Origin of the sequence: Sphingomonas radicis (genome assembly GCF_051400635.1) — a bacterium.
Lineage (GTDB): Bacteria > Pseudomonadota > Alphaproteobacteria > Sphingomonadales > Sphingomonadaceae > Sphingomonas.
On sequence record NZ_JBLFFG010000002.1, the window covers coordinates 651,441 to 666,714 of the forward strand.

21 protein-coding genes and 1 tRNA gene are annotated in these 15,274 nt (G+C 66.9%); 13 read left to right on the plus strand and 9 right to left on the minus strand.

What is annotated here, in order from left to right; translation table 11 throughout:
- The first annotated feature begins 70 nt into the window (after positions 1 to 70).
- Together ACMGDH_RS09935 and ACMGDH_RS09940 are read left to right on the plus strand one after the other, a co-directional pair.
- Positions 71 to 481: a glycine zipper 2TM domain-containing protein gene (locus tag ACMGDH_RS09935; protein ID WP_436827781.1), complete on the plus strand. Its 411-nt coding sequence runs from the start codon at positions 71 to 73 to the stop codon at positions 479 to 481.
- Positions 482 to 558: 77 nt separating this feature from the next.
- On the plus strand, positions 559 to 984 hold the full coding sequence (locus ACMGDH_RS09940) for an OsmC family protein (RefSeq protein WP_436827782.1): 426 nt from the start codon (positions 559 to 561) through the stop codon (positions 982 to 984).
- Between the two features lie 46 nt (positions 985 to 1,030).
- Here ACMGDH_RS09940 and ACMGDH_RS09945 read toward each other — a convergent pair whose 3' ends face one another.
- Both ACMGDH_RS09945 and ACMGDH_RS09950 read right to left on the minus strand, forming a co-directional pair.
- A complete protein-coding gene (locus ACMGDH_RS09945) occupies positions 1,031 to 1,429 on the minus strand; it encodes a low affinity iron permease family protein (RefSeq protein ID WP_436827783.1) in 399 nt (132 codons plus the stop codon).
- Positions 1,430 to 2,249: 820 nt separating this feature from the next.
- Entirely contained in the window at positions 2,250 to 2,684 is a 435-nt protein-coding gene (locus ACMGDH_RS09950; protein ID WP_436827784.1) for a cupin domain-containing protein, read from the minus strand.
- 107 nt (positions 2,685 to 2,791) lie between these two features.
- Here ACMGDH_RS09950 and ACMGDH_RS09955 point away from each other — a divergent pair, with 107 nt between their 5' ends.
- The 4 genes from ACMGDH_RS09955 to ACMGDH_RS09970 all read left to right on the plus strand — a co-directional run bounded on the left by ACMGDH_RS09955 (position 2,792) and on the right by ACMGDH_RS09970 (position 4,255).
- Positions 2,792 to 3,133 (plus strand): glycine zipper 2TM domain-containing protein, encoded by a 342-nt coding sequence (locus ACMGDH_RS09955; RefSeq protein ID WP_436827785.1) that lies wholly within the window; start codon positions 2,792 to 2,794, stop codon positions 3,131 to 3,133.
- Between the two features lie 136 nt (positions 3,134 to 3,269).
- Positions 3,270 to 3,446, plus strand: a complete 177-nt coding sequence (locus ACMGDH_RS09960; RefSeq protein ID WP_436827786.1) for a hypothetical protein — start codon at positions 3,270 to 3,272, stop codon at positions 3,444 to 3,446.
- An 88-nt stretch (positions 3,447 to 3,534) separates the two neighbouring features.
- Positions 3,535 to 4,017, plus strand: a complete 483-nt coding sequence (locus tag ACMGDH_RS09965) for a hypothetical protein (RefSeq protein ID WP_436827787.1) — start codon at positions 3,535 to 3,537, stop codon at positions 4,015 to 4,017.
- Positions 4,018 to 4,072: 55 nt separating this feature from the next.
- A complete protein-coding gene (locus ACMGDH_RS09970) occupies positions 4,073 to 4,255 on the plus strand; it encodes a hypothetical protein (protein WP_436827788.1) in 183 nt (60 codons plus the stop codon).
- A 63-nt stretch (positions 4,256 to 4,318) separates the two neighbouring features.
- Here ACMGDH_RS09970 and ACMGDH_RS09975 read toward each other — a convergent pair.
- A tRNA-Pro gene (locus tag ACMGDH_RS09975) sits at positions 4,319 to 4,395 on the minus strand.
- Between the two features lie 141 nt (positions 4,396 to 4,536).
- On the opposite strand from ACMGDH_RS09975, the gene yajC reads away from it, so the two are divergent.
- From yajC to hslU, 7 genes are read left to right on the plus strand one after another with little or no spacing between them, the layout of a single operon-like run.
- Positions 4,537 to 4,881, plus strand: coding sequence for a preprotein translocase subunit YajC (gene yajC / locus ACMGDH_RS09980; protein ID WP_436827789.1), 345 nt, complete (start codon positions 4,537 to 4,539; stop codon positions 4,879 to 4,881).
- On the plus strand, positions 4,881 to 6,485 hold the full coding sequence (secD, locus tag ACMGDH_RS09985; RefSeq protein ID WP_436827790.1) for a protein translocase subunit SecD: 1,605 nt from the start codon (positions 4,881 to 4,883) through the stop codon (positions 6,483 to 6,485). The genes yajC and secD overlap by 1 nt, the downstream gene beginning before the upstream one ends.
- A gap of 12 nt (positions 6,486 to 6,497) precedes the next feature.
- Positions 6,498 to 7,466: a protein translocase subunit SecF gene (secF, locus tag ACMGDH_RS09990; protein WP_436827791.1), complete on the plus strand. Its 969-nt coding sequence runs from the start codon at positions 6,498 to 6,500 to the stop codon at positions 7,464 to 7,466.
- Positions 7,463 to 7,834 (plus strand): Mth938-like domain-containing protein, encoded by a 372-nt coding sequence (locus ACMGDH_RS09995; protein ID WP_436827792.1) that lies wholly within the window; start codon positions 7,463 to 7,465, stop codon positions 7,832 to 7,834. Before secF ends, ACMGDH_RS09995 begins: the two co-directional genes overlap by 4 nt.
- A gap of 52 nt (positions 7,835 to 7,886) precedes the next feature.
- The gene (hslV, locus tag ACMGDH_RS10000; RefSeq protein ID WP_436827793.1) at positions 7,887 to 8,441 is read left to right on the plus strand and encodes an ATP-dependent protease subunit HslV; all 555 of its coding nucleotides are present in this window, start codon (positions 7,887 to 7,889) and stop codon (positions 8,439 to 8,441) included.
- Positions 8,442 to 8,483: 42 nt separating this feature from the next.
- On the plus strand, positions 8,484 to 9,653 hold the full coding sequence (locus ACMGDH_RS10005) for an FAD-dependent oxidoreductase (RefSeq protein WP_436827794.1): 1,170 nt from the start codon (positions 8,484 to 8,486) through the stop codon (positions 9,651 to 9,653).
- Positions 9,654 to 9,712: 59 nt separating this feature from the next.
- The gene (gene hslU, locus ACMGDH_RS10010) at positions 9,713 to 11,005 is read left to right on the plus strand and encodes an ATP-dependent protease ATPase subunit HslU (protein WP_436827795.1); all 1,293 of its coding nucleotides are present in this window, start codon (positions 9,713 to 9,715) and stop codon (positions 11,003 to 11,005) included.
- Between the two features lie 39 nt (positions 11,006 to 11,044).
- Here hslU and ACMGDH_RS10015 read toward each other — a convergent pair whose 3' ends face one another.
- The 6 genes from ACMGDH_RS10015 to ACMGDH_RS10040 all read right to left on the minus strand — a co-directional run bounded on the left by ACMGDH_RS10015 (position 11,045) and on the right by ACMGDH_RS10040 (position 15,247).
- On the minus strand, positions 11,045 to 11,446 hold the full coding sequence (locus tag ACMGDH_RS10015) for a DUF6491 family protein (RefSeq protein ID WP_436827796.1): 402 nt from the start codon (positions 11,444 to 11,446) through the stop codon (positions 11,045 to 11,047).
- 34 nt (positions 11,447 to 11,480) lie between these two features.
- The gene (gene gloB, locus ACMGDH_RS10020) at positions 11,481 to 12,215 is read right to left on the minus strand and encodes a hydroxyacylglutathione hydrolase (protein WP_436827797.1); all 735 of its coding nucleotides are present in this window, start codon (positions 12,213 to 12,215) and stop codon (positions 11,481 to 11,483) included.
- Positions 12,215 to 13,243, minus strand: coding sequence for an NAD(P)H-dependent flavin oxidoreductase (locus ACMGDH_RS10025; protein WP_436828237.1), 1,029 nt, complete (start codon positions 13,241 to 13,243; stop codon positions 12,215 to 12,217). The genes gloB and ACMGDH_RS10025 overlap by 1 nt, the downstream gene beginning before the upstream one ends.
- A 5-nt stretch (positions 13,244 to 13,248) precedes the next feature.
- Positions 13,249 to 13,704 carry a VOC family protein gene (locus ACMGDH_RS10030; RefSeq protein ID WP_436827798.1) on the minus strand — a complete coding sequence of 152 codons (456 nt, stop codon included), beginning with the start codon at positions 13,702 to 13,704 and terminating at the stop codon, positions 13,249 to 13,251.
- A 71-nt stretch (positions 13,705 to 13,775) separates the two neighbouring features.
- Positions 13,776 to 14,534, minus strand: a complete 759-nt coding sequence (locus tag ACMGDH_RS10035) for a tetratricopeptide repeat protein (RefSeq protein WP_436827799.1) — start codon at positions 14,532 to 14,534, stop codon at positions 13,776 to 13,778.
- Positions 14,516 to 15,247 (minus strand): alpha/beta fold hydrolase, encoded by a 732-nt coding sequence (locus ACMGDH_RS10040; protein WP_436827800.1) that lies wholly within the window; start codon positions 15,245 to 15,247, stop codon positions 14,516 to 14,518. Before ACMGDH_RS10040 ends, ACMGDH_RS10035 begins: the two co-directional genes overlap by 19 nt.
- Positions 15,248 to 15,274: the final 27 nt, after the last annotated feature.

Here is a 15,274-nt window from a genome sequence, read left to right on the forward strand (position 1 = left end):
GCCGCTGCTACCGAAACCTTTCGGAGCCCCCGCGCATTCCCCTAGCATTGACCCCTAGGGGAGAAAGATGATGCGCGCACTTGCACTGGGCCTCACGGCCGCCGCGGCGCTCGCCGGATGCACCGACTATGACAGCGGCACCTATGGCAGCGGATACGGCTACTCGAATTACGACTGGAATCGGCCCGATCCGTCCTACGGCGGCTATTATGCCGACCGTTATTACCGCGACGACCGTCGCTACGACGAGCGCCGCCTCTCGCGGAACGATCGAATCTATCGCGGGCAGGACGGGCGCTATTATTGCCGCCGGCCCGACGGCACCACCGGCCTGATCGTCGGCGGCATCGCGGGCGGCGTGCTGGGGAACATCATCGCCCCCGGCCGTTCGGAGACGCTCGGAACGCTGCTGGGCGCAGCGGCAGGCGCGGCAGCCGGTGCGGCGATCGAGCGCAACAGCGGCAACGTCCGCTGCCGTTGAACGCGGAGACAGGTTGATAATGGCGGTGCGGCACCCATTTCGGTGCCGCACCGATTCTCGTCCCAAGGGGAACAGCAATGACGACGCGTACCGCGACTGCCCGCTACGAAGGCTTCGGCAAGGAAGGCAAAGGGAAGCTGACCGCCCCCTCCGGCGTGCTCGACGGCACGCCCTACAGCTTCAACACGCGCTTTGGCGACGAGAAGGGCACCAATCCCGAAGAGCTGATCGCCGCTGCCCACGCCGGCTGCTTCACCATGGCGCTGAGCTTCGCACTGGCCCGCGCAGGCTTCTCCGAAGGCAGCCTCGAGACGACCGCCAAGGTCAAGCTCGAGCAACAGGGTGAGGGCTTCGCAGTCACGCGTTCGGATCTGGTGCTCGAGGCCAATGTGCCCGGCATCTCGCCCGATCAGTTCGCCGAGCTCGCGGCGGGGGCCAAGGCCAACTGCCCGATCTCGAAGCTGCTCAACGCCGAAATCACGCTCGAGCACAATCTCGCCTGATAGCAGGGCGTTTACCGTTTGATGGGCGGCGCTACCGCGCAGGCGTTTAGCGCCGCCCGATAACGCGCCCGATCCCCATGTGGCGCGGATCTTCCCGGCCGTATTCCTGCTCCAGCCGCTCGCGGATCGCGATCAGATCGACTTCGGCGAGATGCTCGATTCCGATGAAGGCGTTGCGTGCATCCACTGCGGCGCGGATCAGCTCGTCGAGTTTGGCCTGGATGGCGGCAGCGTCGCGATTCTGCGCGTTCTGGATCAGGAAGACCATCAGGAAGGTCACGATCGTAGTGCCCGTGTTGATCACGAGCTGCCAAGTGTCGGACCAGGCGAAAAGCGGACCAGTCACTCCCCAGACGAGCACGACCGCAAAGGCGAGAATGAATGCCGGCGGCCGCCCTGCCCAGCCCGCGACTCCCTGCGCAAAACGTTCGAACACACTGCCCATCCGGCTCCTCCCTATCGATGAGGCGATTGCTAGCGGGGAAAGTCGGCGTGGTCACCGGGGAGAGCCAATAGATCGAAAATCCGCCCTGTGGCTACGGCATCACGGCAGCACGGCATCGTCCGGAATGCAAAAGGGGGCCGGCATTGCTGCCAGCCCCCGTGTCGCCGGACTACGGCCCTAGATCCGGGAAGACCCTGGGACCTGGTTTCGGCGGCATGCTCGGCCCGCGCCGGCAAGGGCATGCGGGCTTTCGCGTCGGTCACCGGGGCCGGAAACACACAGTTCCTGAAGAACATGCGCGGAATTCCGGCCCTCGGCGGCCCGCTTCGCCAGACCACTGCAGGAGCAGTGCGACAAAGCCTTGCTGGATGCTTTGGCGATATCCGAACCCGCTTGCCGCTTGCGCGGTAGCCAAGCCCATCCTTCGCCCGTCGAGCGCGACCCTGGTGCCGTCTCGCCGCTCGCGCGGCATCGAGCATCGGGATCGTTCCCGGACCTTCCCCCGCCTTCACCCCGCGCTCTCGCACCGGATGCGGGCAGTGGAACAGTCGAACTCCTGCGTCTTTCGAAAACGCTGCGACGCTGGCGCCGCCTTGCTTTCGCGACCACGGGAACCCTTACATCCCCGTATCGTCCGGCTTACGGTTTCCCGAAGGCACCAGCTCGCCGATCGATCCGTGTAAGCTCTTGATCCTGCTTTGGTTTCCCTCCGCCGAACCGCCTTCTTACAAGTTGGATCGTCTCATCGATCCCGAGTCGCGCAAAGGACGAAATGGCCCTTTCGGGCTGTTGATAACGTGGATAACGGGGACAACCCGGATCAGCCGGTGACCGGCGACCAGGCGGGCGGTGCAAGTTCGAATCCTTCGAACTGGAAGCCGGGGATCACCACGCAGCTGACCAGCGCCCAGCCGGACCGCGCCTCGGTTGATTGCCAGCGATTCGCCGGCACCAGCGAATGGGGCGCATAGCCGCGGGTCACGTCGCCGCCAAGCGCGATCGTGCAAGTCGCCTTCGAATCCGCATCGGCGATCAGAAGATCGAGCGGGCTTCCGGCATGCCAGAGCCAGAGTTCGTCGGCATCGACCCGGTGCCAGTGCGACCGCTGCCCCGCTTCGAGAAGGAAATAGATCGCCGTTCCCCCCGCCCGGATGCCCTCCGGCGCAGCCTTTCGCCACGTCTCGCGATACCATCCGCCTTCCGGATGCGGCGAAAGTCCCAGCGTTTCAATGACCTGCCTTGCAGCGTCGTCCAAAGCTTTCCTCCCGATGACCGGCACGTAATTTTCAGTTCATGCAACCCCGGTTATCCGGGGCACGTTTCGGTACCGTCCCGTGTGTCACGATAGAAATGGAGTTTGTCATGCGTAACCTTTTCCTGACGATCGGCGCTATGTCGCTGGCGATCCCCACTGTCGCGGTGCTCCCGGCGCCGACGGCCGAAGCCAAGGCCTATTCGTACAAGGACAGCGATCAGCGCCGCCGCCATTCCTATCGCGAGTGGCGCGGCCGCGACGGCCGCATGTACTGCCGCAAGTCCGACGGTACCACGGGCCTGGTGATCGGCGGCGTCGCCGGCGCACTGGTCGGCCGCACGATCGACACCCGCGGCGACCGGACGGCCGGTACGGTGCTGGGCGCCGTGGTCGGCGGCCTGGCCGGCCGCGAGCTCGAGCGCCGCGATAGCCCGCGCCGCTGCCGCTAAATTCTGCCCGACGCGCGGGGTGCGAGCTTCCGAACGGATCTCGCACCCCGCTTCCTTTGAAGCGCTTCCCTCGTCCATCGGAACGCATGCCTTCCTCCTCCGTTCGACTCGACAAGCGGGTGACGGAGACGAGAAGATGGATGACCGCAGAGAGAAGCCGATCGTCACCCGCGATGCGGAGGCGAGCGACTTTCCCCATACCGGCGTGGCGCCGCAAGGCCCGAAGCCCGACGCAGATCCTGACGCGTGCGACGGGGACACCGAACTCGACATCATCTTCGAGTTCGAAGCCCTTCCCAATGGTCCGAATTGACCCTGCACAGCGCGGCGAAAGGGCCGCACGTTGACATGTATCACGCTTTGCCGCGACACTTGTGATGTTCATCGCGGAGAAGATGCAGATGGCTGACAAGAAAAAGGCGGCAAAAGACGACGGCGCCAAGGGTTTCCGGCTTCCCAAGAGCATCGCCGGTGCCAAGCTTCCCAAGGAAGCGCGGCGCAAGCTGAGCGATCTCGCCAAGCATCCGATCGTCGCCGATATCCTCGCCGCCGGGCTCGTCGCGCTTGCGGTCAAGCTCAAGAACAACCCCAAGGTGAAGAAGGCCGTGGCCGACGCCGGCGATGCTGCCAAGGATGCAGGCGCGCAAGTCGCCGAAGCTACCACGGTGATCGCCAAGCCCGTCGTCAAGCGCGTGCGCAAGCCGTCGAGCACCACGGCCACCCCGCGCCGATCGGCTGCCAAACCCGCGGCTGCGGCCATCACCGCCGCCAAGCCCGCCCGCAAGGCCAAGGCGGCCGAAACTGCACCGGCCAAGCCGCGCGCCAGCCGGCGCGCCACGCCCAAGGCGCCGAAGCCGCCCAAGGCGCCCGCCAAGCCCGAATAGGCGCAACCTGCCGCCGCGGCCGTCCGTTATGGTCGCGACAGCAGGAGCAACGCCGATGGCAGACCCACAGACGGGCACCGACCCGCAGAACCTTTCGACCGAGCATCAGAAGGAGGGCGACGCCAAGCGCCCCAAGGACACGCTCGATAGTCCGAACGATGCCGCGCGATGGGCCAAGGACTTCGATCCGGGCGAAGATGCCGGCCAGGCGCGGCCGAGCGGGAATCCCGCCGACTGACGGGCGGCCCGCGACTCGCTTTCCGTTCGAAGAAGACCCGCCGAATGGCGGATCGGGTGTGGCTGGTCGGGGCGACAGGATTCGAACCTGCGACCCCCACACCCCCAGTGTGATGCGCTACCAGGCTGCGCTACGCCCCGACCGAGGGAGCGCCACTTAGGCGGGTCCGACGCGGGATGCAAGCCACTGTGACAATAGTTGCACGCACCCGTAACGCATGATAGCCCGCGCCGCTTGAACGGGGCCATTCCGCGCCCCGCCATCCAGGCAATCGGGAACCCATGTTCGCCACCCCAGCATATGCACAAGCCGCAGGCGCGGCAGCCCAGGGCGGAGGCGCCGGCGGCGCGATCGTTTCGCTGCTGCCGCTCGTCCTCATCTTCGTCGTATTCTACTTCCTGATGATCCGCCCGCAGCAGAAGCGGATGAAGGATCTCCAGAATGCAGTGGCGGCAGTCAAGAAGGGCGACACCGTGGTCACCGCGGGCGGCCTGATCGGCAAGGTCACCAAGGTCGAGGACCATGAAGTCGAGCTCGAGCTCGGCCCGAACGTCAAGGTCCGCGCGATCAAGGCCACCCTCACCGAGGTCCGCCCGCTCGGCGGCGCCAAGCCCGCGAACGACTGATGCTCGATTTCCCGCGCTGGAAGATCTGGCTGGTCATCGCGACGATCGTCGTCTGCACGGCGCTCGCGGTTCCCACCTTCCTTCCCGATAACGTCCGCCGCACGATCCCGAGCTGGGTCCCCCAGCCGGTCGTGAACCTGGGTCTCGACCTCGCCGGCGGCAGCTATCTGCTGCTTGAGGCCGACACCAGGGACGTGGCGGCCCAGCGGCTCGACAATATGCGCGAGTCGGTGCGCTCGGTGATGCGGCGCGATCCGCGCATCGAGATCGGCGACATCTCGGTTCAGGGCGGCAAGCTGAGCTTCATGGTCCGCGACCCGTCCAAGGTCGATGCGGCGCGCGAACGGCTGCTCGAAGTGACCGGTAGCGGCGCGGGCCTGACCGGGCAGCGCGAATGGGACATCGCCGTCGTCGATTCGAGCCGCTTCGTGCTCACGCCCACACAGGCGGGGCTCGAACAGGCAGTCGAGCGCGCGATGAACGACGCGCGCGAAGTCGTCGATCGCCGCATCAACGAATTCGGCACCCGCGAGCCCACCGTGGTCCGTCAGGGCAGCAACCGCATTCTGGTCCAGGTCCCGGGCCTGCAGGACCCGCAGGCGCTGAAGGCGCTGCTCGGCCGCACCGCGCGGCTCGAGTTCAAGTTGGTCGACACCGTCACCAGCGGCAATCCGATCGCGATGCAGCAGAACACGCCGCCGGTCGGGACCCAGATCCTTCCCTATCCCGAAGGCGGCGGCAGGATCGCCGTGTTCCAGACCGCGATGATCACCGGCGACATGCTGGTCGACGCGCGCCAGGAATATGATCCGGAAAACGGCCAGCCGATCGTCTCGATCCAGCTCGACGGCGTCGGCTCGCGCCGCTTCGCCAAGGTAACGCAGGAGAACAGCGGCAAGCCCTTCGCGATCATCGTCGACAATGAGGTGATTTCCGCGCCGAACATCAACGAGCCGATCCTCGGCGGCGCGGCCCGCATCAGCGGCGGCTTCACCGTCAAGAGCGCCAACGAGCTCGCCGTGGCGCTGCGCTCGGGCAAGCTTCCGGTCGACCTCAACGTGGTCGAAGAACGCACCGTCTCAGCGGAGCTCGGCCAGGATTCGATCGACAAAGGCGTGCTCGCCGGCATCGTCGGCACCGCGGCGCTGATCTTCTTCATGCTGCTCACCTACGCCCGCTTCGGCGTCTACACGACGCTGGCGCTACTGGTGAACGGCGTGATGATCCTGGGCATCATGGCGCTGTTCAACGCCACACTCACTTTGCCCGGCATTGCCGGCTTCGTGCTCACGATCGGCGCGGCGGTGGACGCCAACGTGCTGATCAACGAGCGCATCCGCGAGGAACAGCGTGTGCGGGGCCGCAACGCCCTGGCGTCGGTGGAGTTCGGCTACAAGGAAGCCTCGACCGCGATCTTCGACGCGAACATCACCAACGTGATCTCGGCCGTCATCATGTTCTCGATCGGCTCCGGTCCGATCCGGGGCTTCGCGGTCGTCCTTGCGATCGGCATCGTCACTTCGGTCTTCACCGGCGTCACCTTCACCCGTCTGCTCGTCCGCGACTGGCTGAAGCGCAACCGCCCGAAGACGATCAACATCTGAGGCCGCCCGCACATGCGCCCGCTCAAGCTTGTCCCTGACAACACCAACATCCCGTTCCTGAAGTACAGGAACATCGCGATGACGCTGTCGATCCTGCTGATCGTCGCCTCGATCGCCCTGTGCGTCGTGCGCGGCTTCAATCTCGGCATCGATTTCGTCGGCGGCCAGACCGTGCGCGCTCATTTCACGCAGGCGGTTCCGATCGAAGAGCTGCGCGAGAAGATGAGCGAGCTCGGCTTCACCGATGTGACGATCCAGGAATATGGCAGCGCCAACGAGATCGGCATTCGCACGCCGGTCCCCGGAGAAGGCGACACCGCGGCGGAAGAAGCCGCGACCAAGATGCGCGCGGCCATTGAAGGCAACTTCCCCGGCGCGAAAGTGACCGGCGTCGAGAGCGTCTCCAGCAAGGTCTCGGGCGAGCTGTTCCGCACCGGTGCCTGGGCGCTCAGCATCGCGATGATCGCGATCGCGCTCTACATCTGGCTGCGCTTCGAATGGCAGTTCGGCGTGGGTGCGCTGTTCGCGCTGTTCCACGACGTCGCGCTGACGCTGGGCTTCTTCGCGCTCACCCAGCTCGAATTCGATCTCAACGTCGTCGCGGCGATCCTCACCATTGTCGGCTATTCGCTCAACGACACGATCGTGGTGTACGACCGTATCCGCGAAAACATGCGCAAATACCGCAAGATGGACATGGCCGGGCTGCTCGACCTGTCGATCAACGAGACGCTGTCGCGCACCGTCGTCACCAGCCTTTCGATCGGCATCGTGCTCACCGTTCTGCTGGTGCTGGGCCCAGACGTGATCTTCGGCTTCACTGCATCGATGCTGCTCGGCATCGTGATCGGCACCTTCTCGTCGGTCTATGTCTCCGCCGCGATCCTGCTGTGGCTGCGCCTGAAGCCGGACAGCTTCGTGCAGAAGGCGGTCGGCGGCGGCGGCGAGAACGCCGAACGCGTGGGACCTCGCGAAGGATGAAGATGGAACGTCGCAGCGCCGAGGGGCCGGTAATCTCCGGCTTCTCGGGGCGCGGCTTCAAGGTGGACGAGAATGTCTACGAGGGGCTGCTGATCACGCCGCTCCGCGCCGACGGCTGGTCCCCTCCCCCGATCGCCGAGCTGACCGAAGCCGATCTTGCGCCGCTGCTCGCGCTCGATCCCAGGCCTGAATTCCTGCTCATCGGCACCGGCGATACGCTGGTGCGTCCGCCGCTGGCGCTCACCCGTGCGCTGGGCGAGCGCGGCATCGGAATCGAGGCGATGGACAGCCGCGCCGCCGCGCGCGCCTGGGGCGTGCTGCGCGCCGAGCTGCGCTGGGTCGCTGGCGCGCTCTACCCGTTGGGCTGAACCGCGGCGGCGGGGTTTGCACCGCCGCCAAAGCCGCCCCATATGCGCCGCGATGAGCGACAATCCCAACGCGTGGCACGGCACGACCATTCTCTCCGTGCGCAAATCGGGCAAGGTAGTGATCGCAGGCGACGGCCAGGTCTCGGCCGGGCCGACGATCATGAAGCCCAACGCCCGCAAGGTCCGGCCGCTCGGCGACGGATCGGTGATCGCAGGCTTCGCCGGCGCGACTGCCGATGCTTTCACCCTGTTCGAGCGGCTCGAAGCCAAGCTCGAGCGCCACAACGGCCATCTGATGCGCGCCGCGGTCGAGCTCGCCAAGGACTGGCGGACCGACAAATACCTCCGCAACCTGGAGGCGATGCTGATCGTCGCCGACAAGGAGGCGACGCTGGTGATCACCGGCAACGGCGACGTGCTCGAGCCCGAGGGCGGCGTGGCGGCGATCGGCTCGGGCGGCAACTTCGCGCTCGCGGCAGCACGCGCGCTGGTCGATTACGAGACCGACGCCGAGAAGATCGCGCGGCATGCGATGAAGATCGCCGGCGACCTGTGCGTCTACACCAACGATCGGCTGACGGTGGAGACGCTGGACAGCGAGAACTGACCCAAATTCCCCTCCCGCTTGCGGGAGAGGTCAGGGGAGGGCATGACCGAGGTCGTGCGCGCAACACAGCCCCTCCCCCAGCCCCTCCCGCAAGCGGGAGGGGAGCTAGTTTTTCCGCGCCGCCAATTACTCGGCGCCGCAGCCGCACTCGCGCTTCCGGCATGCCAGCCGCCACGCCCGAATACGCTGGGGAGCGGCCGCACCTGCCTCACCCCCGCCAACATCTCCCCCGCCCGCGTCATCCGCACCATCGCGGGCCTGCGCCCCTATCGCACCTCGGGCTTCGTAGTTCGCGCGGACGCGTTCGGGGCCACGCGCCTCGTCCACAACTACGGCCACGGTGGCGCGGGCATCACCTTGAGCTGGGGCACGTCGCGCCTCGCGCTCGATCTCGGGTTGCCCGGACACTCCGGCCCGGTCGCGGTGCTCGGATCGGGGATCGTCGGTCTCACCACCGCGCGTCTGGTTCAGGAGTCGGGATTCCCCGTCACCCTCTACGCCGCCGCGCTACCGCCGCACACCACTTCGAACATCGCGGGCGGGCAATGGCACCCGGCGAGCCTTTATGAGGCCGATCAGGTAACCCCCGAATGGATCGCGCAATTCAAGGCCGCGCTGGATTACAGCTGGCGCCGCTTCCAGATCATGACCGGCGACGAATACGGCATTCGCTGGCTGCCCACCTATCTGCAGATGCGCGACGATCCGGCCGAAGACGGCGGCTCCGGCCTCTCCGACGCCTACGAAGCCGATGTCGCGATCCTGGGACCCGGTGAACACCCTTTCCCGGTCGCGCGCGTGCGGCGCTTCACCACCATGTACGCCGAGACCGGCCAGCTGCTCCGCCAGCTGATGCGCGACATCCAGATTGCCGGCGGCAAGTTCGTCGTTCGCGAATTCGCTTCCCCGGCCGAGCTCCAGGCGCTGCCTGAGAATCTGATCTTCAATTGCACGGGTCTGGGCGCCGGCAAATTGTTCGGCGACACGCAGATGGAGCCTGCCCGCGGCCAGCTGGCGGTGCTGCTTCCCCAGCCCGAGGTGAACTACGCCTTCGCGGGCCGGATGGGCTATATGTTCCCGCGCGACGACGGGATAATCTGCGGCGGCACCTTCGAACGCGGCGTGTGGGATGCCACGCCCGATCCGCGATCGATCGCCCGTATCGTCGCTAGCCACCAGCGCTTCTTCGCCGGCTTTCGCTGCACGGCTTGAAGCGCAGGCCCCGCCCCCACATCTAGGGCGAAACGAACCAGAGAACCCAAATCCCCCTAATGAACGAAAAGCTCACGCCCAAGGCGATCGTCGCCGCGCTCGACGCGCACATCATTGGTCAGCAGGATGCCAAGAAGGCGGTCGCGGTGGCGCTCCGCAACCGCTGGCGCCGGCAGCAGCTCGCCCCCGAGCTGCGCGACGAAGTCACGCCCAAGAACATTCTGATGATCGGGCCGACCGGGTGCGGCAAGACCGAGATCAGCCGCCGTCTCGCCAAGCTCGCCGACGCGCCGTTCGTAAAGGTCGAGGCGACCAAGTTCACCGAGGTTGGCTATGTCGGCCGCGACGTCGAGCAGATCGCGCGCGACCTGGTCGAGGAAGCGATCCGGCTCGAGAAGGAGCGCCGCCGCGCCGCGGTGAAGGACAAGGCCGAGGACGCGGCGATGAACCGCCTGCTCGATGCCCTCACCGGCAAGGATTCGAGCACCGCCACGCGCGAGGCGTTCAAGCAGCGCTTCAACGACGGTGTGCTCGACAACACCGAAATCGAGATCGAGCTCGAACAGGCGCCGCAGATGCCGTTCGAGATTCCCGGCGGCGGCGCGCAGATGATCAACCTGTCCGAGATGATGAAGGGCCTGGCCGGCACGCCGCTCAAGCGCCGCAAGCTCAACGTCCGCTCGGCATGGGACAAGCTGGTCGAGGAAGAAGCCGACAAGCGGCTCGATCAAGACGAGGTCAGTCGCGTCGCGCTGGCCGATGCGGAGGCCAACGGCATCGTCTTCCTCGACGAGATCGACAAGATCGCGGTGAGCGACGTGCGCGGCGGATCGGTGAGCCGCGAGGGCGTGCAGCGCGACCTGCTGCCGCTGATCGAGGGCACCACCGTCGCGACCAAATACGGGCCGATGAAGACCGATCACATCCTCTTCATCGCGAGCGGCGCGTTCCATGTCGCCAAGCCTTCGGACCTGCTGCCCGAGCTGCAGGGGCGCCTCCCCATCCGCGTCGAGCTCAAGGCACTGACCGAGGCCGATTTCGTCGCGATCCTCTCGGACACCAAGGCCAGCCTGGTGCAGCAATATGCCGCGCTGCTGGGGACCGAGGGAGTGACGATAGACTTTACCGAAGACGGTATCCGCGCGGTCGCAAAAATAGCCGCAGAGGTTAACGGTGAGATCGAGAACATCGGCGCGCGCAGGCTCCAGACGGTGATGGAGAAGCTGCTCGAGGAAGTGAGCTTCGATGCCGAGGACCGCGCCGGGCAGAAGCTCGCGATCGACGCCGATTATGTCGAGAAGCAGCTCGCGGTGGTGGCGCGCAACACCGATCTCAGCCGCTACGTCCTCTGATCGGCCGCTTCCCGGGCGGCGTCCGGGGAGAACCGCGGCTCACTTCCTGGTATAGGGCGTGAACTTGCCGAGCAGGCAATAGGGGCCGGGGATCCGCGAGCCTGGATCGATGGTCCGGAACCGGTCGTTGCGGCAAATTTGCGAGCCGTGGACCTCGAGGATGATAGTGTCGAACGGCGAAAGGCCCGGGCATTCGGCCGCGAGCTCGTTGCGCCACACGCGGCCGCCGTCCCGGTAGAGGATCGTGTTCCGGTCAATGATCTGCGGGCCATCGAGGCTCATATTGCTGACGCAGTCGGTGGGTTCGCCAGGAACCCGGTCCTTGATCGCGTCGGCCAGCTCGCGATCGGCCCGCGCCTGCTGCGATTGCTGGACTTCGCTGTTCGCCGCGCATCCCGCCAGCGCCAGCGCGCCCAGGCCCGTGATGATTGCCAGCCGCATCCTCTGTCTCCTTACGGCGCAACTCTATCACGTTTCAGCCGCGAAAAGCATCCTTGGCAGCGCGGCGCTCGGCGAGCACCGCGACACTCTCCGCGCGGAGAAACGGATTGGTTGCCAGCTCCTCGCCGATCGTGGTCGGCACGGTCGCCTCGCCCGCGGCCCTTGCGCGCTCGACCGCTTCCGTCCGGGCGGCGATCGCTGCGTTGGCAGGCTCGGCGACGCGCGCGTATCGGGCGTTCGACAGCGTATATTCGTGCGCGCAATAGACCTGCGTCTCCGGCGGCAATTCCGCCAGTCGCTGCATGTTGGCGAACATCTGCTCCGCCGTCCCTTCGAACAGCCGCCCGCATCCCATGGCGAACAGCGTGTCGCCGACGAAGATCACGCCGTCGTCGGCAAAGTGATAGGCGATGTGCCCGGCAGTATGCGCCGGCACTTCCAGCACCCGCGCGACATGCCCGCCGAGCCGCACTTCGTCGCCTTCTTGCACCCCGATATCGAGCGTCGGAATTCGGGCGGCCTCGGCGGCGGGCGCGATCACGGTCGCGCCGGTAGCCTCCTTTATCTCGGCGTTGCCGCCGGTGTGGTCGGGATGCCAGTGCGTGTTCCAGATCGCCGAGATATGCCAGCCGCGCCGCTCCGCCTCGGCGAGCACCGGCTCCGCCTGCGCCGGATCGACCACCATCGTCTCGCCGCTGTCCGGCGCATGGACCAGCCAGATATAGTTGTCGCTGAGCGCGGGAATGCGGACGATTTCGAGCTCTGCCATCAGTCTTCCTCCTGAAAGAGCGAACGAGTCAGCGCCTCGGCCGGCATTGGGCGCACTCGGGCCGCGCCTGCTCCCGCCCATAGTGGCGAATAATCACCCCTGCCCTCGGTCTCCGCCCTGGTCCTGAGCGGTGCGAGCGCATTCGAAGCATAGGGGAAGGTGGGCACTTCGTCGCGCATCGATCCGAGCTCGCGCATCAGCCGGTTGCGAATGCCGCGCGCCTCGCGACCCGAGAGCAGATTGGTGAACGCAGCGTCCGCCGCGGCCGGAGTACCGAGCAGTGCGCGGAAAGCGGGGGAGATGCGGCTCTCGGGCGTCGCCAGATAGGCAGTGCCGACCTGAACCCCCGCCGCGCCCGCCTCCAGCGCCGCCGCAACGCCAGCCGCATCCACGATCCCGCCCGCGGCGATCACGGGCAGATCGACCGCAGCCAACACCCGCGACAATAGCTCAGCCAGCGGCATCGGCCGGTGCCGATCGATGAACCACCCCGCGTGCCCGCCCGCCTCCGCGCCCTGCACGATCACCGCGTCGCAGCCGCGCTCTGCGAGCCAGCGTGCCTCTTCAGCCTTGGTGGCGTTGCCGAACACCTTCGCACCCGCCGCCTTCACGCGCGCCAGCAGCGCAGGTTCGGGAAGCCCGAAATGGAAGCTCACCACCTCCGGCGGCACTTCCTCGACCAGCGCGCACATCGCCGTGTCGAACGGCCGCCGAAGCGGTGCCGGCGCGCCTGCCGTGACACCTTCCTCCGCGTAATAAGGCGCCAACAGCGCATGCCACTCGGTCTCGTCGGGCGGATCGGGAAGCGAATGGCAGAAGAAGTTGAGGTTGAGGGGGCCGCGTACCTGCGTGCGCACCTCTTCCACCTGCACCCGCACCTGTTCCGGCGAAAGCATCGCGCACGGCAGCGATCCGAGCGCCCCCGCGCGGATTGCCGCCACAGCCAGCTCGACGCCCGCGGCACCCGCCATCGGCGCCTGCACGATCGGCAGCGCCGCGCCGGTCAGCGCGCGCAGCCGGCCGTCCATGCCGCTCACCAGCTCCCGGTGTTGGGCATCGAAGCCCAGGGCTCGGCCGGCGGCAGCGGATCGCCCGCCTGGAGCAGCTCGATCGAGATGAGGTCGGGCGTGCGGACGAACGCCATATGGCCGTCGCGCGGCGGACGGTTGATCGTCACGCCGCTATCCATCAGCCGCTGGCAGGTCTCGTAGATATTGTCGACACGATAGGCGAGATGGCCGAAGTTGCGCCCACCCGAATAATGCTCGGGCGCGCTGCCGTCCTCCGGTGGCCAATTGTAGGTGAGCTCGACTTCGGCATTGGCCCGCGCGCCGAGCGCGTTCATGTCCTCGGGCGCCGCCATGAAGATCAGCGTGAAGCGCGCCTTTTCATTCTCCATCCGCCGCACTTCCTTGAGCCCGAGCAACTCGAAGAAACGCACCGTCGCGTCCGGATCGAAGACGCGGATCATGGTGTGGAGATATTGCATCAGGGACTCCGCTGAAGGGTTACGGGGTCCAGATAGGTCGCGGACGGTGCCCGTGCCAGCCTGTCGCGTCGCTATTGCGCTGCGGGCTCGAACTGCTGGAGCGCCTTGCTCGCCGCGGCGGCGACCGGCTTGCCGGGGGCAAGCTCGGCTGCCTTGGACCAGCCCGCCTTCGCGCCCGCCTCATCCCCCGCCGCGGCGGCGATATTCCCAGCTTCCAGATGCACCGAAGCATCGTCGGGTGAGCGCTTGAGCGCTTCCTCGATATCGCGGCGCGCGCGCGTCAGGTCGCCGGTGCGCCGCGCAAGCGTCGCGGAGAGCAGCCACGCCAGCGGATCATCCGAAGCATCCGCAAGCGCGCGGTCCAGATCGTCGCGCGCGCCCTCCACCTCTCCTTGCGCGACCAGCGCGCGGGCACGGTCGAGCCGCGCCTCACCCAGCGCCAGGCCAGAGAGCGCGCCACTCGCCAGTGCCGCATCGATCGCGGTCCGCGCCTTCGCGGGTTCGCCGGCCGCGAGCCACGCATTGCCGGCCTGCGCCCAGTAATTGGCGCCGCGCGGATCGCCGATGCGCTCGGCCTCGCGCGCCGCTTCCTCGAACGCTCCGCCGGCTGAAGCCCAGCGCTGCTGGTTCGCATAGGCGACACCCAGGCACTGCCGCGCCCACATGCCCCCGCCTTCGAGCCGCCAGCGGTTGGCGCTCTCCACCCCCGCCGAAGGATCGCTGGTCGCCAGGTCCATGCACTCGGCATAGCGCGGCGGCTCGACCGGTGCCGGCTTGGGCGTCGCAGGCGCGGCCTGCTGGAGGCTCAGGATCAGGAGCGAGAAGAGCATAGCACCAGGACTTCCTCGACGGCCCGAAGGATCAGCGCGATATCGGAATCGCGCGAGAGCCGATGATCGCCGTCCTTGACGAGCCAAGTCTGCACTGCGTCTGAACGGAAGAGCTCGGCGAGCGTCGGCGCGCGCAGCCAAGGCACTTCCTTGTCCCGCTGCCCCTGTAGTAGGCGGACCGGGCCGTCATAGGCGATCGGGCCGATCATCACCCGGTTGGCCTCGCCCGATTCCCAGAACGCGCGCGTGGTGACCGTCGGCTGGTCCGAATAGTCCGAAGGCTGTTCGAGCCGCCCGCGCTGGAGCAGCTCCAGCTTCTCCTCCTGCGTGAATCCCCAATCGGTAAAGTCCGGCGCCGCGGCGATGCCCACCAGCCCCTCGACCTGCTCGGGCCGCGCCTTGGCGACCAGCAGCATGATCCACCCGCCCATCGACGAGCCGACGAGCACCACCGGCCCGTCCACCACCTGATCGATGATCCGCAGCGCATCGTCGCGCCAGCCGTCGAGCGTCTGCTCCTCGAACGCGCCGTCACTCTCGCCGCACCCAGCATAATCGAAGCGCAGGAACGCCTGCCCGGTGCGCCCGGCCCATTCCTCCAGCGCCAGCGCCTTGGTCCCTTTCATGTCCGACGCATAGCCGCACAGGAAGACGATGGTCGGGCCGCGGCCGGGCGTATGGCGATAGGCGAGCCGGGGGCGTTCGTCGGTCATACCCAACGATTAGATGGCGGTACGCTC